Origin of the sequence: Streptomyces siamensis, from assembly GCF_039543605.1 — a bacterium.
Classification (GTDB): domain Bacteria; phylum Actinomycetota; class Actinomycetes; order Streptomycetales; family Streptomycetaceae; genus Streptomyces; species Streptomyces siamensis.
This window is the reverse complement of sequence record NZ_BAABKB010000037.1, coordinates 69,475-87,122: the sequence shown is the minus strand read 5'-3', so window position 1 is coordinate 87,122 and position 17,648 is coordinate 69,475. Positions and strand designations below refer to the sequence as shown.

Here is a 17,648-nt window from a genome sequence, read left to right as displayed (position 1 = left end):
CAACAGGACTCCAGGTCGGAGTTGTTCACCCCCGAGAAGGTCCGGCGGCGAGGTCTGGGAGACTGAGACCCTGTGACCACACATTCCGATCTTGCTCGCCGTATCCATGCCGTCTCCCACCTGACCGGGCAGTTCACTCTGCGCTCGGGCCGCACCGCGGCGGAGTACTTCGACAAATACCGCTTCGAGGGCGACCCGGTACTCCTCGACGAGACGGCCCGCGCGATGGCCTCCCTGGTGCCGGCCGGCACCGAGGTGCTGGCCGGGCTGGAGATGGGCGGTATCCCCGTCGTCACCGCACTGGGCCGGCACACGGGACTGCCGTGCGCGTTCGTCCGCAAGCAGGCCAAGCCGTACGGCACTTGCCGTCTCGCCGAGGGCGCGGAGGTGGCCGGGCGCAAGGTGCTGGTGGTCGAGGACGTCGTCACCAGCGGCGGACAGATCGTGCTGTCGACCGCCGACCTGCGAGCCCTGGGCGCGGAGGTCGGCGCGGCTCTGTGCGTGATCGACCGCGAGCAGGGCGGGACCGATGCCCTCGCCGCCGAGGACATCGAGCTCATCTCCCTGCTGACCGCCACCGATCTGCGGGACGCCGTCTCCGACTGCCCGTGAGACGAGCCGCGTTCTCAGCCGCCGTCAGGGTCCGGCGCGCCGCGGCCGAGCACGGCCCGGAGCGCGGCCTCGATCTCGAAGCGGGCGTCGGGATCGGCGAGGGCGTCACCGAACAGACGGTGGACCTGGTGGAGACGCTGACGGGCGGTCTGGGGATGGATCCCCAGGCGCGCGGCGATCTCCGGCGCGGTGCCGTGCGGGGTCTGGAGGCAGGCCAGCAGAGTGGAGGCGAGCCGGTCGCGCTGCTTGAGGGTGAGGGACGCCAGGGGCTTGAGCCGGCGGGCGGCCATCAGACGTACCAGCGCGGGATCCGCCAGAAGGAGCAGCTCGGCGAGGGAGGGTGCGGTGACCGGCGGAGCGCCCGGCGCCGGCACGGCGCCCGCTTTGCGCAGGGTGCGGGCCCAGCGCAAGGAGTCCGCGGCCTGGGACGGGGGTACGGCGGGGCCGACGACGGCTCCGGTCTCCCGCAGCAGATGCTGAAGGCGCGGGTCGGCGAAGAGGAGATGCGGGGTCGGGACGACCAGGCAGGGGGAGGTCCCCTCGAGATCGGCGAGTACCGGCTCGGGCAGGCGGTGCCGGCGGAACGACGTCGACGGGCCGTCAGGGGACGCTGATGCGGCGCGACTCGGCACCGTCGTGTCCCATGCCCCGGCCCCGGAAAGGGGCGCGAAGGTCGCGGGAGGTGTTCCGCGGCCGGGCTCGGGCATGGGGCCGAGCGCGACGGCGGCGACCATGTCGGGCAGGGGCCAGTCGGCGTCGGCGGCCGCACGGCGCAGGGTCTCGAGGTCGGGACTGCTGCCACCGGTGAGCAGGATCAGGAGGCGGTGCCGGCGGCGCCCCGCGGTCCCCGCGGCGTCCGCCTGGGCGTCCGCGTAGGCCTGGACCGAGACCGCGGCGATCTCGTCGATGTGCGTGAAGACGGCATCGGCCAGCAGGGCGACCGCCTCGGTGCCGAGGGCCAGCCGACGGGCGACGCGCGCGTACCGGCGCCAGGCGACACGCGCGCCGAGCCGGTAGGCGGCCTGGAGCGCGTCGAGGCTGCGGCCCTCGACCAGTTCTCCGCGCCCGAGCGCGCGGTAGACGGGGGTACGGGCGGCCTCCAGGGGGCCGCCCGCCGCGGTCACCCGGTCGGCGAATTCCGCGAGAGCGGTTTCCACGCCCTGCTGGATCGAGGCCCCGAATTGCCCGGACAGTGGACGGGAGAACTGGGGAATCTGAGATCTGATCTCGTGAATTATTTCTGCCGCGACCGTGCGGTTCTCTTTCTGGAGTTCGGCGCCGAGACGTCGCGGAAGAGAGACCCACGGTCCACCGCGCGGCTCCCCGCCGGTGCTGGGTCCCGCCCTGGCCGCGGCCCTCCCGGTCGTTGTCATCCTGCGGATTATGAGCCTAAGTTACCGGCGGGTCAAGAGATTTGGCAAAGATCAACTAACACTGTTAGTTGACCTGTCCTCAGGGGTTTACCGCAGCTCGTCAGCTTGGTCGTCCCCGAAGCGCGCACTTGAGTGAGTGGTTTCCCGGCCCTTGTACTTCAGAGGTGATACCGCCCTGAGTGACCGGACCGCGTATCCGCGGCGTCCGTTGCCAGCCATTCCGGCCTCTCCTACTTTCGCTTCCGACCGCACCGCAATTCCAGAACATGGGACGGTACTGGAAATGAGAAGCAAGGCATTCCGCAGTGCCCTGGTCGCTGTGACCGCGGCGACCGGACTCTTCGCCGCGAGCAGCGGCACAGGCTATGCGGCAGCTGATCCTCAGGACGTCGAATACAGCTTCGCCGCCGGGTTCCTGAAAGGCTTTTTCAAGGCCGGTGAGGCGCCCCCCGGCGCGAACGACTGGAACTGCCGGCCGACCGCCCGGCACCCCGAACCGGTCGTCCTGGTGCACGGCACGCTGGAGAACATGAACGACATCTGGCGCGGAGCGTCCCCGCTGCTCGCCAACAACGGTTACTGCGTCTTCGCGTTCAACCACGGCGGATCCTCTCCCACCGCCCCGGTCCAGGCCGTCGGCCACATGGCCGACAGCGCAGGCGCCCTCGCGGCGTTCGTGGACCGGGTCCGGGCGGCGACGGGCGCCGCCGAGGTGGACATCGTGGGCCACTCGCAGGGCGGCGGACCCGTACCCCGCTACTACCTGAAGAACTTCCCCGGTGCCGCGGGCAAGGTGGACAAGCTCATCGGCATCAACCCGTCCAACCACGGCACCACGCTGGACGGACTGACCGAGCTCGGGCGCGCACTGCACGCGCTGGAACCGATCAACGACCTGCTGGACGACGACTACCCCTCGCTCGTGGAGCAGGAGGTCGGCTCGGACTTCAACCGCCGGCTCGACGCGGGCGGGGACACGGTGCCCGGCGTCGACTACACAGTCGTCGCGACCAGGTTCGACGAGGTCGTCACCCCGTACACCAACGCGTATCTGACCGCCGGTCCCGGCGCGTCGGTGAAGAACATCGAAGTCCAGGACACCTGCCTCCTGGACGGCACGGATCACCTGGAGGCGCCCTACGATCCGGTCACCCTGACACACGTCCTCAACGCGCTCGACCCGTCGCACCCCCGCAAGGTGCCGTGCCAGGTCGTTCTGCCCCTGACCGGCCCGGTCGTCCCGACGGACTGACATCACGGGCCTGTTCACACGCCGGCCCGCCCCCCCCGCGGACACTGTGCGAGGCATCGAGGCGAGGCCGCCTCGCACAGTGCGGCGGGCCCTGCCGTGGAGAGCCGGCAGGGCCCGCCGCCTTGCGGGGAGGTCAGGCCGTGTGGAGCGTCAGACCGTACCGGTTGAGGATCTCGTTGACGGGCTGGAACCAGGTCTCGCCCCCGCTGGAGCAGTTGCCCCAGCCGCCGGAGGTGACCCCTTGGGCCTGGTCACCGCTGATGAACGAGCCCCCGGAGTCGCCGGGTTCGGCGCATACGTTGGTCTTGGTCATCTGATGGACCGCCCCCTGGCTGTAGTTGACGGTCTCGTTCTTGGCGAGCACCGTGCCGCAGTGCCAGTGCGAGGTCGATCCCGAGCGGCAGATGGAGGCGCCGACGGGGGCCTCCGCCGAACCGCGCACGAGCTGGTCGGAGACCGTTCCCCAGCCGAGGACGACGGGGACCGTCCACCAGCCGCTGCCGACGTTGACCCAGGCGTAGTCGTTGTCCGGGAACGACGAGCCCTGGAAGTTGCCGATGTAGGACCTGTCCCAGCCGCTGACACCGGCGCCGGGCTGTCCGCAGTGCCCCGCGGTGACGAACCCGCCGTACACGGAGAAGCCGATGGAGCAGCGGACGTTGCCGGTGTAGTACGGGTCGCCGCCCACCGTTCCTGCCGCGAGGGTCCGTGGGGCGCCCGCGGTCTGCTCGACGGTGACGGGGCCGGCCTTGCGAGCCTTTGCGAGGAAGCGCTGGACATCGTTGTCAGCCCACGTGCTCCGGGCGACGTTCACGATCACGGTGCCGGCCCTCGGGTCGACGTGCCAGCTGCCGACGCCCGCCGGTGCGGACAGCTCGTCGATGCGTGCTTTGGCGGCGTCGAGCTGCCGAGCGGTGTGCGCCACGGTGCGGACCGTCGCTCCGGTGGCCTGTATCGCCCGTCGTGTCGCGGGGGACGCGTCGGAGGTGACGCCGACGGTCAGCCGACCGTCGGTGGCGTCGAACCAGGAGCCGCCGAAGGAGGTCTGAGCGGCTCGACGGGCCTTCGGTTCCGCGGCGGTGGCGCGCTGCTCGGCGGCCAGCCGTGCGGTGGCCTCGGTCTTCGACAGGTGCAGATCCCGCTGCATGGCCGAGAGGAGGGCGGCGGAGGCGGGGGCCTCGGCCGACCGGCCGCGTATCGGGGAGTCGCTCGCCGAGGCGGGCAGGGTGCCCGTGGTGACGCAGGTGCCGAGCGTGAGCAGTGCGGCGAGGCCTGCGAGCGTGGAGGTGGTGCGTCTCATGGGGGTTGCCCTTCGTCGTTCCATCTGGGTGGGGGTGGAACAGAGCCCTGAGAGCGCTCTCAGTCTGGTGCCGCGGCAGAGCCAAATGGGTGATCATGGACAGGTCCATGCCAATGCGAGGCTCAATTGTCCCGGAGCTGACACTGTGTGATCTCCACCCTTCGGGCGCGGGGCCGTACGGATCACGGGCGGGACTCTGCCGGTTCGCCCCGAACCCCAGGCAGTGCGTCCGCGCCGGACCGGGCATGGGCGTCCGCGGCGGACCGGGCATGGCCGTTCGCGGCGGACCGGGCAAGGGCGCACGGACGGGTTCGCCCGGCGCGCGGTCGCGCAGACGCCGCGTGGCGTTCAGCTCTGGCGCGGGTTCGGCTTCAGGACGGCGAACACCGCCTGGCTCGGGTCCGCCAGCCAGGCGATCCGCCCGACCTCCGGGACGTCCGCGGCCGGCATGAGGACCGCACCGCCGTTCTCCCGCACCGCGGCGACGGTGGCGTCGGCGTCGGCCACCGCGAAGTACGGGACCCAGCGGGCCTCCTCCTGATCCGACCGGAGCGGGGCCACGCCGCCGAAGGCCCCGTCCTGCTGGTCGCCGTCCCGGATGCTCAACACCCGGTAGGTCATGCCGGGCGCCTGCATCTCCAGGGAGCGCCAGCCGAACAACCCGTCGTAGAAGCGGATCGCGGCTACCGGGTCGCCCACGTGCAGCTCGACCCACACCAGGGTGTCGTCCTCGGACGTCGTCTCCAAGCCGCCCGTGCCGGGTTGCAGCACGGCGAACTCCGCGCCCTGGGGATCGGTGAACTGGGCGAACGACGCCTCACCCATGTGCGCAGGCTCGACCCGCACGGTCCCGCCGCCGGTGACCACGTCACGGGCGGTGGCCTGGACGTCGTCGCTGTGGAAGTACGTCGTCCAGGCGGGCCGTGCTCCCTCCTCGGTCAGTCGCCCGAGTGCGCCGACGGTCCTGCCACCCTTCTGGAAGAACCCGTAACCGCCCGCGTCGGGACCGGCCGACACGTACTGCCACCCGAACACCGACGCGTAGAAGGCCGCGGCCGTGTCCGTGTCCGGGCTGCCGAGGTCGATCCAGTTGGGCGAGCCGGTGCGGAAGTCGGTGCCGAGCATGTCGTGCCTCCTGCGGTGCCGGGTGCGGACCTGGTCACTATGCCGCCTCGGCGGGCGCTGTCCGGCGTACCTGTCGCGATGTCCCGGGGGAGTTCACCCGGGCGGGACCGTGCGGGTGCGGATCACGCAGGGCGGCCCTGGGGGTGACCGTCGTGGTGGGCCGCGAGGTGGCGGCGATGGTGCACCGGGGCACGCTGGATGACCAGGAGGGCGGCGTCGTCGGTGGGGCGGTGGCCGACGTGGTCGACGAGGTCCTCGTGGATGCGTTGCAGAAGGGCTTCGGGGTGCTCGGTGGCGAAGGCCGCGACCCGCTCGGCCAGCGGATAGAAGGCCCCGCTCGGGGAGCGGGCCTCGATGACGCCGTCGGTGTAGAGGACGAGGGTGTCGCCGGTTCCCAGCTCGAAGGGTTCGGGGTGGTGGCTGGTGGCCGGCAGTTCGCACATGCCGAGGGGCGGCACCGGACTGCGCGCGTGCAGGACCGTGACCGCTCCGTCCTGGAGCAACAGGGGAGGCGGATGACCGCAGTTGATCAGCATGGGCTGGGGGCCGTCGTCGGGGATGTCGAGGACGAGAGCGGTGATGAAGTGTTCGCCGGGGTCGAGCGCGTTGTCGGCGACCTCGTCCATGCCCCGGCAGACGCTCACTTCGAGTGCGGAGGTCAGTTCGGGCAGGGTCGCATAGCGGTGGGCGCCCTCGCGGAAGGCGCCCAGCAGCACGGACGCCTCGGCGATGGAGGCGAGGCCCTTTCCGCGGACGTCGCCGATGATGACGCGGGTGGCGGAGCCGGCGGCGCGGGTGACCGCGAACAGGTCGCCGCCGATGCGCGCTTCGTCCTCGGCCGCGAGGTACAGCCACGCCACGCGCAGGGGGCCGACGCGGCGGGGCGGCGGCCGCAGGAGGACGCGTTGCGCGGTCTCGGCCACCGAGCGTGCCCGGCTCAGCTGCCGAGCGCGGCGTTCGCGCAGGAAGCAGACGAGGACGACCAGGGCGGAGAGCACGGTCAGGGCGATGATCTGCGCGATGTGGTTCGCCGTCATCAGGCCTCCGTGGAGGGCGGCGATGACGATCTGCGCGATCACCGCGAGCGCTCCGACGAGGGCGGTGACTTTCGGTCCGGCGAGCGAGGCGGTGAGGGCCGGTGCGATGACCAGCAGCGGACCGAGGTGGATGTCGGTGGGGGAGTGGACGTCCACAACCGTGATGACGACGATCAGGGCGAGGGGAATCGACACCCACCCGCGGCCCGGCGGCTGATCGGCGAGGTGGTCCACTGACACGCGCCGGATGTCCACACGCCCATTTTGCCCCGAATTAACCGGACTGTCGCCCGTCGTCAAGGAGGGTGGCACCTGCGGCGGGGGCGGTCGCGGGCCCGGGAGGGCGTGGTGTGCGCGACGGGGGGCCGGTTCTCCGGGGGCTCTGGCGGCGACGGTCCGGCGAGGCGATGTCGGGTGGCCGGATGTGGCCTGTGACACGCCCGTGACAGTCGGCGGACGTGGTGATGACGTCGCCGAGTCAGTCTTTTTGAACCAGGACAAAACGCCTTAATCGGGCATTTGTCTACTGCTTCCGAGGGTGTGGGCAGTGACGACCCGGCCGACCCGTCGACAGAGAAGGACATCCCCATGAACCCCGCCCTCACCGCCCCGATCTCCACCCCCACCGCCCCGACCACCCCGTCCGTCCCGTCCGCCGAGAANACTGGCCCCGCGCGAACGCGAGACCCTGCGACATATCGCCGCCGGCTGCACCTACCTGCAGGCGGCACGCCAGATGGGACTGTCCAAGCACACGGTCGACGCCTACCTGCGCCGGATCCGCGCCAAGCTCAACATCACCACCACCGCCGAGATGACCCGACTGGCCATCTCCCTCGGCCTGTGACGGCCGCGCGGCCGAGCCGCGGAGAGAGAATCGGAGTATGGCCTTCCGTTTCCGCGGCGGACGGGCAATCCCCAGGCGCGGGCGGACCGTATATACGGATGTGACGAGATTCAGGTTCCCGGTGGGCCGTCTTCCGGACGAAGCACTGTTGTCCGGGCTGGCCGGCGGTGATCCGGAGCTCGCGGTCACCTTCGTACGAAGGTTCCAGCACACGGTCTTCGGTGTCGCCATCGCCGTCACGGGTGATCCGCAGCTCGCCGAGGACATCGCTCAGCAGACGTTCGAGCGGGCGTGGCGCCACGCGCAGATGTACGACGCGCGTCGCGGTTCGGTGAAGACCTGGCTGACGGCCATCGCCCACAACCTCGCCATCGACGCCGTCCGGTCGCGACGGCTGGAGCCGGTGGCGCCCGAGGATCTCGAAGCGATCCTCGACGTGGTCAGCGACACTCCGGAGCAGCACGCGCTGGCCGACGAGGCCTCCGCCCGACTGCGCGCGGCCGTCGCGCAGCTGCCGCCCGAGCAGGGCCGTGCCCTGGTGATGGCGGGCATCTACGGCATGACCGCCCAGCAGGTCGCCGACTCGGAGAAGATCCCGCTGGGCACCGCGAAGACGCGCATAAGGACAGCGATGGGCAAGCTGCGCACGACGCTTGCGTCTCCGAAACGAGGCGACCATGTCCAGTGAAGTGACCTGCGAGAAGGTGCGGGAGGTCGGCGCCGAACTGGCGCTTGGCGTGCTGCCCGGCCGGGAGCGGGCCGGCGCGGTCGCCCACCTCGACGAGTGCGCGGGCTGCCGGGAGTACGTCGAGCAGCTCACCCTCGTGGGGGACGGCCTCATCGGGCTGCTTCCGGGCAGCGAACCCCCGGTCGGGTTCGAGGCCCGGGTGGCGCAGTCGCTGACGCAGGAGAAGCCCGTGCGCGAGGCCCGCTGGCACGGGGCCCACCTGCGCGGGCCGACGGCACGCGAGGCGGCGCACGAGACGTCCGTGCATGAGACGTCCGTGCCCGAGACCTCGGCGCGCGAGAGGACACCGCGCGAGAGGACACCGCGCGAGAGGGCACCGCGCGAGACGCACCCGCGTCCCGGCGCGTACTCGGCCGGGCGCAGGGGCAGGCGCGGACGGATGCGTCCTCGGGTCGCCGCCGTCGCGGCCGCGGTTCTCGTCGCGGTCGGTTTCGGCGGCTGGGCCGCCGGTACGGCCATCGAGAACGTCGTGGCCGGACCCGCCGCCACGTCCGCCGGCACCGACAAGGAAATGCTCTCCGGCGACCTGATCTCGACCGTCGCCCGGAACAAGCCCAGCGGCGAGGTCTACGCACACACCGACCCCGAGGGCTGGGTCTACATGACCGTCGACCTCGCCGGGGCGGGCAACCCCTTCAGCGGCAAGATCGTCTGCCTGTTGGAGCACAAGGACGGCAGTACGGTTCGCGTGGGCACCTTCACCTTGCGCGACGGCCGTGGATCCTGGGGGAGCCAGGCCCGAGTCGACCCCTCGGCGGTCTCCGGCGCCCGGGTCGCGACGCCCGACGGCACCGTGCTCGCGTCGGCACACCTCGGCGCCGGCGACGTGGGGGGCGGCCAGGAGTCGTCCGCAGGCTCCGTAGCGAGCCACCTGGAGTAGCGAGCCACCTGGAGTGATCCGCGGGTTCGGCCGGCAAGCGCACGGCGGAGCGGACCGCCTCCCCCGGTCACCGGTCCGCTCGGCCCGCCTTCGCCGGTCGTGGTCACATCTCTTCCCGCGACACGTTCGTCGGGCAGGCCCTCACACCTGTTGCGTCGGGCAGGCCCTCATACGTGTTTCGACAGGTCTCGCCCGGCGCCCGACAGGTCTCGTTCGGCAGGTGCCGGCTCGTGGGCCGTCCTGCGCGGCAGCCTGGGCACGGCGCCGTATGCGGTCCTGTTGCCGAGCCAGACGAGGAAGGCCAGGACGAAGAGTCCCTCGACAAGCACGGACAGGGGGCCGTAGGGCGCTTCCCAACCGGGCTCGTAATAGCCGCCCGGCAGGCCGACGGTGCGCGACAGCACGAAGCCGACGATCATGCCGAGGCTGACGAGCGCCCCGGTCAGCCAGGCGATCAGCGCTCGCTTCATCAGGATCAGTGCCACGGCCACGCCGAGCATGACGGCACTGCCCACGGCGAACAGGACGCCGATGTAGAACATCTCCTCCAGATGGTCGGGGACGAGGATCGTGTGCAGCACCGTGTTGGCGACGGCACAGCACACGCCCAGCCCCCGCAAGACCGCTTCGGCAGCGTTGTGGGGCGTCATGGCGACTCCAGGTGTTCATGGGCACGGGCAGGGCCCACGGGGGAAAGGCGTCCCGGCCGGGAGATCGCCGCGCGGTACGGTGCGGACCAGAGCGCGGCACGGGCCGGATCGCGGGCGGGCACCGGCCGGCCGGGACGCATCCGCGCGCCGGGCGCCGCCGTGGGACACCCCGCGCCGATCACCACGCGGAGCCCGGCGTCGCGGAGCTGTCGTCTCGGAGGGATCGCCTCCTGTCAATGCATACGGACAACAGCCCTGTAGGGATTGCACGACTCGGCGACGACCGGACGGTGGGAGGTCTCGAACCGCCCGAAGCCGGACCTGCCGGCAGCCGCGGACCGAGCCCCTTCGCACGGCCGTCCCCCTTCTCGTACATGTGTCCGGCGCCTCAACGTGCGTTTCCCGCATCCGAGATGAGCCTTCGGGGTTGCTGCTCGAAGCAGGCGGGCGATTGGCTATCGTGACGGCATGTCCGCCCCTGAACTGATCCGCATCGTCTCCCGCGACTCGCCCATGGCCCTGGCACAGGTGGAACGCGTGCGCGCCGAACTGGCCGTGCTCCACCCCGCGATCCGCACCGAGGTCGTGCCGGTGAAGACCACCGGCGACAAGTGGATGGGGGATCTCGCCCAGGTCGAGGGGAAGGGCGCCTTCACCAAGGAAGTCGATGCCGCGCTGCTGGACGGACAGGCGGACCTCGCGGTGCACTGCGTCAAGGACGTACCCGCCGACCGCCCGCTCCCGGCGGGCACGGTCTTCGCCGCCTTCCTCCGGCGCGACGACATCCGCGACGCGCTCGTGCACCCGGACGGCCTCACCCTCGACGAAATGCCCGCCGGCACCCGTATCGGAACCTCGTCGGTGCGGCGCGTCGCCCAACTCGCCGCGTCCTACCCCCACCTGGAGTGCGTCCCGATGCGCGGCAACGCCAACCGCCGCCTGGACAAGCTCGCCGCGGGTGACGCCGACGCGCTCCTGCTGGCCGTCTCCGGGCTCGAACGCATCGACCGTGAGGACGTGATCACCGAGATCCTCCCGACCGACGTGATGATGCCCCCGATCGGTGCCGGGATCCTCGCACTCCAGTGCCGGGAGGGCGACACCGAACTGATCGACACCGTCAGCGCCCTCGGCCACCCCGACACGCACCGGGAGGCGACCGCCGAGCGGATGTTCCTCCATGTGCTCCAGGGACACTGCAACTCGCCCATCGCCGGGTACGCCAAGGCCGAGCGCAACGGCGATCTGTCCCTGCGCGCCTGCGTGTTCACGCCCGACGGCAAGACCGTCCTCAACGCCCACGAATGGGCAGGGCCCCTCGACCCGGCCACGCTCGGCACCGCGGTCGCCGTCGCCCTGCTCCGCCAGGGTGCCCGCGAACTGATCGACTCCATCGCCCACTGAACCGACTCCGTCGCCCACCGGTCTGACTCTGTCGGCCACCGGTCCGACGCCGCACGAGGCCGGCGCGAGTGCGTCCGGCGCGGCGGGCGGAACGCCACGCCGGACCGCCCGGCGCCGGCCCGCCCGCCGCGCCGCGCAGGCCGGCGTGGGGCTACCTCAGGGCTCTCAACAGACCGCCGATCTCCCTGAATCCGCGTCGCTCGGCGTGTTCCCGGGCGGTCACGCCGTCACCGTCGGGCAGGTCCGGCGTGGCGCCCGCCGTGACGAGCAGCTCCACGATCTCCTGGTGCGCGCGCCCGCCGTCGCCGAGGATCACGGCCTCCAACAGGGCCGTCCAGCCGAGGCGGTTGACGTGGTCGACGTCGATGTCGGTCTCCCGCAGGACGGCGCGTACGTAGTCCACGTGACCGCGTTCCGCCGCCGGGATGAGGGCGATGCCACCGAAGCGGTTCCGCAGTTTCAGGTCGGGGCCCGCCGGGAGCAGGGCGCGCATCATGCCGACGCTGCCGGTCACCCCGGTGACCAGCCAAGGGCTGTCGTCGCGGTCGTCCTGGGCGTTCGGGTCCGCGCCCGCCGCGAGGAGCACCTCCGCGGCGGTGACGTGGTCGCCGAGCGCGGCGAGGAGGAGTGGGGTACGGCGGTGTTCGTCGCGGGTCTCGGGGTCGGCGCCCGCGGCCGGCGCGGCCCGCACGGAGTCGGCGTCGCCCTGCCCGGCGGAGTCGAGCAGGGCGCGTCGCTGCGTGTTCATGGTGGCTGTGCTCCCTTTCCTGCACCTGCGGGCGAACCGGCAGGGTCCACGGATCCCTTCGGACGAGCCGCCCGGGTCACTCGGACCCCCGCGGCGTGAGCCGGCACGGGCTCGTGCCGCAGGGGTCATCATGCGCCGGAGGGCGGCTCGGTCACCGGATCAGTGGCCCAGCGCCGCCGCGCCCGCCGCCGCGAACTTCTCGTCCAGATCGCCGGACGGCGCACCGGCGACACCGATCCCGGCGACCGGGGCACCCTTGGCGGCCACGGGCACGCCACCCCCGAGGAACAGGGTGCCGGGGATGTCCTTCAGATTCGGAGCCTGCTCAAGACGCTTGGCGAGCTCGGACGTGGGCGCGTTCCAGGAGACGGCCGTGTACGCCTTGCGCTGCGCGGACTCGTACGACTGCGGGCCCGCGCCGTCGCCGCGCAGGGTGACGACGGTGTTGCCGTTGCGGTCGACGACCGCGACCGTGATCTTCTGGTTCTCCCGCTCGGCGGCGTCGAGCGCGGCCCGCGCGGCCTTGGTGGCGGCGTCGACCGTGAGGTGGGTGGACGTGGTGGTGCTGCCGCTCTTCACGTTCGCCACGGGAGCGGCCGCGGGGGAGGCGGGCGCCGAGGCGTTCGCGGAGACCGTGCCGAACGTGCCGGCGGCGACCGCCGCGATCACGGCACCGCCGGTGGCGATGCGGGCACGGCGGGAGAGCTTCTTCATGAGGTCGACTCCTGGTGTCGGAGGGCAATCGCTTCTTCCGCTCTCCAGCCTGGTGCCGTACGCGGTCCGGTCCGGTCGGCGTTCCGGCTGGTGACCGGCCGCCGACCGGCCGACGGCCGGGTCAGCCGATCGGATGACCCCGGGGTCGCCGAGACTGGTGACAATGGGAGTGTTTGACCTGGCAGGAGCGGTGGAGGAGGTGGATGACGTGGACCCGGAGGCGGACCGCAGGGACGACACCGGCGCGGGCGCTGACCCGCCGCGCGCCGCGTCATCGCGAACGGACCGACGGCGGACACCGTCCACGCGGACGGGCCCGGACCAGGCGCCCTCCACGCGGACGGGCCGGGACTGGGCGTCCTCCACGCGGACGGGCCCGGACCAGGCGCCCTCCACGCGGGCGGGCCGGGACTCGGCGTCCTCCACGCGGGCGGGGGGCCGCGATCAGACGTCCTCCGAGCGGGCGGGCCAGGGCAGCGCGTCCTCCACGCGGACGGGCCGGGACTCCGCGTCCTCCACGCGGACGGGCCCGGACCAGGCGTCCTCCACGCGGGCGGGCCGGGACTCGGCGTCCTCCAAGCGCACGGGGGGCCGCGACCACGCGTCCTTCGCGCGAGCAGGCCGGGACCACACGGCGTACGCCCGAACAGGCCGGGACCTTGGGGCGTACGCGCACCCGGACCCGACGTACGACGCGGACGGCCCCTGGCTCGGCGCCGTGATGCACGTGGCGTTCTTCCTGCTGCTCGGCGGCGCGCTCGCCAGGTTCCTGCTGCGCCACCCCGGCGAGCCCCGCACCCCGTGGATCATCGCGTTGTCCGTCGTCCTGGCCCTGCTCTACGCGATCCCCTCCTCCGGAACCGCCGCGGCGACGGGGCGCTGGGCGCCGCTTGGCCGGGACACCGGCCCGGGCGACGAGGGCGCGCGGCCCACCGCACTGTGGCTCGGCCGGCTCGCCGTGGTCGTCGCGGTGTGGATGGTCCTCGTGGTGCTCGCGCCCAGCTTCGCTTGGTGCGCGGTGCCGCTCTTCTACACCGGGCTGCGCATGCTGCCGACCAGACCCGCACTCGTGCTGGTCGCCGTGCTCACGGTGTTCGTCGTCGCCGCGCAGCTCCGTCTCGCGGGCCGCTTCGATCCGAATCTGCTGCTCGCGCCGCCCGCCGTCGCCGCGATCGCGACCGCCGTCTTCCTCCAGATGGAGCGGCAGACCGCCCGCCAGCGCGCCCTCATCGACGATCTGATCCGCACCCGCCGTGAACTGGCCGCGTCCGAGCGCCGAGGAGGGACCCTCGCCGAGCGGCAGAGGCTGTCGATGGAGATCCACGACACGCTCGCCCAGGGGCTGTCGAGCCAGCAGATGCTGCTCCAGGCCGCGGAACGGCTCTGGGAGTCCGACCCGGCGAGGGCACGCGCGCACGTGCGGACGGCCGAGGCCGTCACCCAGCACAACCTCGACGAGGCGCGCCGCTTCGTGCACGACCTGGCCCCGGCCGACCTCGCCCGCGGCGGCGGCCTCGACGACGCGCTGCGCGCGCTGGCCGCCCGTGAGTCCGGTGAGCGGCTCACCGTCCGCGTCCACGTGGACGACGGCAGTCGCGCGCCCCGCCTTCCGGAGCGGGTCCGGTCCGCCCTGCTGCGCATCGCCCAGGGCGCCCTGGCCAACGTACGGGAGCACTCCGGTGCGCGTACGGCCACGCTCACCCTCACGCTCCTGGAGGACCAGGTCGTCCTCGACGTCGCCGACGACGGTCACGGCTTCGCACCCGAGGACGCGTCCGTGTCCGCCCCCGGCGTCCGGGGCCACGGGCTGCCCGCGATGCGTGCGCGGGCCGGCCAGCTCGGTGGCACCCTCACGGTCGAATCCGCCCCCGGCGAGGGCACCGTCCTGTCCGCCGCGATCCCCCTGGAGCCGCCCCGATGAACGGCGCGCACGACGCCTCCCGCCCCGTCCGCATCCTGCTCTGCGACGACCACGCCGTCGTACGGGCCGGTCTGCTCGCCCTGCTCGGCAGCGCCCCGGACATCGAGGTCGTCGGCGAGGCGGGCACGGGTGAGGAGGCGCTCGCCCTGACGACGAAGCTCGATCCGGACGTGGTGCTGATGGACCTCCAGCTCGGCGACGGGATCGACGGGGTCGAGACCACCCGTCGTCTCACGGCCGTTCCTGGTGACCGCCCGCACGTCCTCGTCCTCACCACGTACGACACCGACGCCGACATCACCCGCGCCATCGAGGCGGGGGCGACGGGCTATCTGCTGAAGGCCGAGCGGCCGGAGGAACTGTTCGCCGCCATCCAGGCCGCCGCGCAGGGCCGTACGACGCTCTCGGCTCCGGTCGCCAGCCGGGTGATGGCCAACATGCGCAGCCCGCGCCCCACCCTCACCGACCGTGAGCGGGACATCCTCGCGCAACTCGCGCAGGGCCTCGCCAACCGGGAGATCGCGAAGGCCCTCTTCATCAGCGAGGCGACGGTGAAGACGCACCTCGGCCGGATCTACGACAAGCTCGGCGTCGACACGCGGGCCGGCGCCGTGGCCGTGGCGAAGGAACAACGCCTGCTGCCCTGAGGCCGTCACCGGTGGCCTGCCGACGGCGAGGCCTCGAGCGAGGCCGTCACCGGTGGCCTGCCGACGGCGAGTTTTCAAGCCCCGTCACGCGACCGGGCCCGACCCCCGTCACGGGGCCGCAGGACGGGTCGTCACGGGGGTCGGGCCCCGGGCTGTCGGTCCCGGACCATAGGTTGGGGGCGTGACGACCACCGCATCGCAAGAAGCTTTCCTCCAGGCCTTCCACGCCGAGCGTCCGGCGGTGACCGCCGAGGCGTTCGGGCGCGGCCGTGCTCCGGACGGCCGGTCCAGTTACGAGATCCTGTGCGACCGGGTCGCCGACAGCGGGCGCGTGCTGGACCTCGGCTGCGGCGACGGCCTGCTCCTGGAACTGCTGGCCCGGAGCGACGGCAGGCGACTCGCCGGGGTGGACCTGTCGCCCGAATCGCTGGCGCTCGCCCGACGGCGGCCGGCCCTGTCCGGCGCGCGGCTGGAGGAAGGCCGGGCCCAGGCCCTTCCGTTTCCCGACGACAGCTTCGACGCCTGTGTCTCCCACATGGCGCTGATGCTCATGGCCGAGATCGAACAGGTCGCGGCGGAGGTGGCCCGAGTGCTCTCGCCGCGAGGTGTGCTGGCCTGTGTGGTGGGAGGCGGCGCGGTCGGTGGCGAGGCGTACGAACGATTCGTCGGGCTGTTGCGCTCCACGATGCAGAAGCTGCCGCCCTCGCGGCACATCCCGGCACTGGGAGACAGAAGGACTCGCACGCGCGAGGGTCTCGACGACGTCCTCGGGGCGGCGGGCTTCGCCCCCGTGGAATGGGACACCTTCGCCATCGACCTGAGCGGCCCGGTGGAGCAGGTGTGGGAGACGGTGTCGGGCCTCTACGACCTCGGCCCGCTGGACCACACCACGGTGGAGCGTCTGCGCGAGGACTTCCTCACCGAGGCGGCGGAGTTGACGACGCCTCAGGGGATCGTCCCCTGCGCCTTCACGATGCACCTCGCGACGGCGCGACTGCGCTAGGGGCCGGCCGGGCACGGGCGGTGCGGTGGCCGACGTGGTGTACCTGCGTCGGCGCGCGGGCGGGCGTGAGCGCGTCCGTGTACGAGCGGGTGTGCGTGCCTGGGTGTGTGCGCGGGCGGGTGCGCGTGTGTCGGTGTGCCTGAGCCGTTGTGCGGGAGTGCCTCGGCGGGTGCGCGTGCGTCGGCGGGTGTGCATGGTGCGGCGCCTGTTGACCTTCACCTTGGGGCAGGTCACACCATGGGTGGGGCCGGGCGACCTGCCCGGCAGGAGGAGGAGAGGGCATGGGGCTGCTGACCATCGGGGCGTTCTCGAAGGCGTCCCGGCTGTCGCCGAAGGCGCTGCGTCTCTACGACGAGTTGGGCCTGCTGCCCCCCGCTCGCGTCGACCCGGTCACCGGCTACCGGCTCTACGACCCGGAGCAACTGGACCGTGCCCGCACCGTCGCCTGGCTGCGGCGCCTGGGAATGCCGCTGGCCCGCATCCGGCATGTGTGCACGCTGGAGCCGGCAGCGGCGGCGCAGGAGATCCGCGCGTTCTGGGCGCAGGTCGAGGCCGACACCGCCGCACGGCGCGATCTGGCCACCTTCCTCGTCGAGCACCTGTCCAGGAAGGACCCCACCATGACACCGACCGCAGGCACCCTCGCAATCCGCTGCGCCGCCCTCTCAGACGCGGGACTGGTCCGCGCCGGCAACCAGGACACCGCGTACGCCGGACCCCGTCTGCTCGCCGTCGCCGACGGATTCGGCAGCGCGGGGGCGCCGGCCGGCGCGGCCGCCGTCGACGCGTTCAAGCACCTCGAAACCGGCGGCATCCCCGCGGACAGCCTCCTCGCCGTGCTCGAGGACGCGGTCGAACAGGCCCGGCAGGCCGTGCACGAGGTGGCCGGCTCCTCGCCCGAAGGGGTCGGCACCACGCTCACCGCGATGCTCTGGACCGGGTCGCAGCTGGCGCTCGTCCACATCGGTGACACCCGTGCCCATGTCCTGCGCGACGGCGAGCTGTTCCAGATCACCCACGACCACACCGTCGTGCAGTCCATGGTCGACGAGGGCCGCATCAGCGCGGAGGAGGCCGTCTCCCATCCCCAACGGTCTTTGCTCATAAGGGCCTTGGGGAAGGGCGCCGACGGCACCCCCGACATGCGCCTGCACGACGTGCGGTCGGGGGACCGCTATCTCCTCTGCTCCGACGGACTGTCGACGGTCGTCGACGCCGCGGAGGTCCGCCGGGTGGTCACCACGGTCGCGGACCCGGAGCAGGCGGTGCGCGAGCTCGTGGCCCTCGCCAACCGCTCCGGCGGTCCCGACAACGTCAGTTGTGTGATCGCGGACGTGTCGGAGGTGCCGCTGTAGGAGTGTCGCGGCCGGTCCGGGCACGGCCTGTC

General features: G+C 72.3%; 17 protein-coding genes. 10 read left to right on the top strand and 7 right to left on the bottom strand.

Annotated features, from left to right (window positions below; translation table 11 throughout):
* Positions 1 to 72: 72 nt before the first annotated feature.
* Complete coding sequence (gene pyrE / locus ABEB03_RS36610; protein ID WP_345657226.1) at positions 73 to 612, top strand: orotate phosphoribosyltransferase; 540 nt, start codon at positions 73 to 75, stop codon at positions 610 to 612.
* A gap of 14 nt (positions 613 to 626) precedes the next feature.
* On the opposite strand, the gene ABEB03_RS36605 is transcribed toward pyrE, so the two are convergent.
* Positions 627 to 1,769: a helix-turn-helix domain-containing protein gene (locus ABEB03_RS36605; RefSeq protein WP_345657225.1), complete on the bottom strand. Its 1,143-nt coding sequence runs from the start codon at positions 1,767 to 1,769 to the stop codon at positions 627 to 629.
* Between the two features lie 499 nt (positions 1,770 to 2,268).
* Here ABEB03_RS36605 and ABEB03_RS36600 point away from each other — a divergent pair, with 499 nt between their 5' ends.
* Positions 2,269 to 3,237 (top strand): esterase/lipase family protein, encoded by a 969-nt coding sequence (locus ABEB03_RS36600; protein ID WP_345657224.1) that lies wholly within the window; start codon positions 2,269 to 2,271, stop codon positions 3,235 to 3,237.
* 133 nt (positions 3,238 to 3,370) lie between these two features.
* On the opposite strand, the gene ABEB03_RS36595 is transcribed toward ABEB03_RS36600, so the two are convergent.
* The 3 genes from ABEB03_RS36595 to ABEB03_RS36585 all read right to left on the bottom strand — a co-directional run bounded on the left by ABEB03_RS36595 (position 3,371) and on the right by ABEB03_RS36585 (position 6,954).
* Positions 3,371 to 4,537, bottom strand: coding sequence for a S1 family peptidase (locus ABEB03_RS36595; RefSeq protein WP_345657223.1), 1,167 nt, complete (start codon positions 4,535 to 4,537; stop codon positions 3,371 to 3,373).
* Positions 4,538 to 4,885: 348 nt separating this feature from the next.
* The gene (locus tag ABEB03_RS36590; protein ID WP_345657222.1) at positions 4,886 to 5,662 is read right to left on the bottom strand and encodes a VOC family protein; all 777 of its coding nucleotides are present in this window, start codon (positions 5,660 to 5,662) and stop codon (positions 4,886 to 4,888) included.
* A 122-nt stretch (positions 5,663 to 5,784) separates the two neighbouring features.
* Positions 5,785 to 6,954 (bottom strand): PP2C family protein-serine/threonine phosphatase, encoded by a 1,170-nt coding sequence (locus ABEB03_RS36585; protein ID WP_345657221.1) that lies wholly within the window; start codon positions 6,952 to 6,954, stop codon positions 5,785 to 5,787.
* A 409-nt stretch (positions 6,955 to 7,363) separates the two neighbouring features.
* On the opposite strand from ABEB03_RS36585, the gene ABEB03_RS36580 reads away from it, so the two are divergent.
* From ABEB03_RS36580 to ABEB03_RS36570, 3 genes are all read left to right on the top strand, one after another.
* Entirely contained in the window at positions 7,364 to 7,546 is a 183-nt protein-coding gene (locus ABEB03_RS36580) for a response regulator transcription factor (RefSeq protein ID WP_345657253.1), read from the top strand.
* Positions 7,547 to 7,646: 100 nt separating this feature from the next.
* Complete coding sequence (locus tag ABEB03_RS36575; RefSeq protein ID WP_345657220.1) at positions 7,647 to 8,234, top strand: RNA polymerase sigma factor; 588 nt, start codon at positions 7,647 to 7,649, stop codon at positions 8,232 to 8,234.
* Positions 8,224 to 9,174: a hypothetical protein gene (locus tag ABEB03_RS36570; protein ID WP_345657219.1), complete on the top strand. Its 951-nt coding sequence runs from the start codon at positions 8,224 to 8,226 to the stop codon at positions 9,172 to 9,174. The genes ABEB03_RS36575 and ABEB03_RS36570 overlap by 11 nt, the downstream gene beginning before the upstream one ends.
* 167 nt (positions 9,175 to 9,341) lie before the next feature.
* Here ABEB03_RS36570 and ABEB03_RS36565 read toward each other — a convergent pair whose 3' ends face one another.
* Complete coding sequence (locus ABEB03_RS36565; protein ID WP_345657218.1) at positions 9,342 to 9,824, bottom strand: hypothetical protein; 483 nt, start codon at positions 9,822 to 9,824, stop codon at positions 9,342 to 9,344.
* Between the two features lie 468 nt (positions 9,825 to 10,292).
* Here ABEB03_RS36565 and hemC point away from each other — a divergent pair, with 468 nt between their 5' ends.
* Positions 10,293 to 11,228 (top strand): hydroxymethylbilane synthase, encoded by a 936-nt coding sequence (gene hemC / locus ABEB03_RS36560; RefSeq protein WP_345657217.1) that lies wholly within the window; start codon positions 10,293 to 10,295, stop codon positions 11,226 to 11,228.
* Between the two features lie 151 nt (positions 11,229 to 11,379).
* Here the strand turns inward: hemC and ABEB03_RS36555 are convergent, their stop codons facing one another.
* Together ABEB03_RS36555 and ABEB03_RS36550 are read right to left on the bottom strand one after the other, a co-directional pair.
* Positions 11,380 to 11,976 (bottom strand): ankyrin repeat domain-containing protein, encoded by a 597-nt coding sequence (locus tag ABEB03_RS36555; RefSeq protein WP_345657216.1) that lies wholly within the window; start codon positions 11,974 to 11,976, stop codon positions 11,380 to 11,382.
* A 159-nt stretch (positions 11,977 to 12,135) separates the two neighbouring features.
* Positions 12,136 to 12,690 (bottom strand): GlcG/HbpS family heme-binding protein, encoded by a 555-nt coding sequence (locus tag ABEB03_RS36550; protein ID WP_345657215.1) that lies wholly within the window; start codon positions 12,688 to 12,690, stop codon positions 12,136 to 12,138.
* A gap of 721 nt (positions 12,691 to 13,411) precedes the next feature.
* Between ABEB03_RS36550 and ABEB03_RS36545 the strand changes: the two genes are divergently transcribed.
* The 4 genes from ABEB03_RS36545 (at position 13,412) to ABEB03_RS36530 (ending at position 17,616) form a co-directional block, all read left to right on the top strand.
* Positions 13,412 to 14,611: a sensor histidine kinase gene (locus tag ABEB03_RS36545; protein ID WP_345657252.1), complete on the top strand. Its 1,200-nt coding sequence runs from the start codon at positions 13,412 to 13,414 to the stop codon at positions 14,609 to 14,611.
* Positions 14,608 to 15,258, top strand: coding sequence for a response regulator transcription factor (locus ABEB03_RS36540; RefSeq protein WP_345657214.1), 651 nt, complete (start codon positions 14,608 to 14,610; stop codon positions 15,256 to 15,258). The genes ABEB03_RS36545 and ABEB03_RS36540 overlap by 4 nt, the downstream gene beginning before the upstream one ends.
* 181 nt (positions 15,259 to 15,439) lie before the next feature.
* Positions 15,440 to 16,261: a class I SAM-dependent methyltransferase gene (locus tag ABEB03_RS36535; protein ID WP_345657213.1), complete on the top strand. Its 822-nt coding sequence runs from the start codon at positions 15,440 to 15,442 to the stop codon at positions 16,259 to 16,261.
* Positions 16,262 to 16,542: 281 nt separating this feature from the next.
* Positions 16,543 to 17,616 (top strand): MerR family transcriptional regulator, encoded by a 1,074-nt coding sequence (locus ABEB03_RS36530; protein WP_345657212.1) that lies wholly within the window; start codon positions 16,543 to 16,545, stop codon positions 17,614 to 17,616.
* The last annotated feature ends 32 nt before the right edge of the window (positions 17,617 to 17,648 follow it).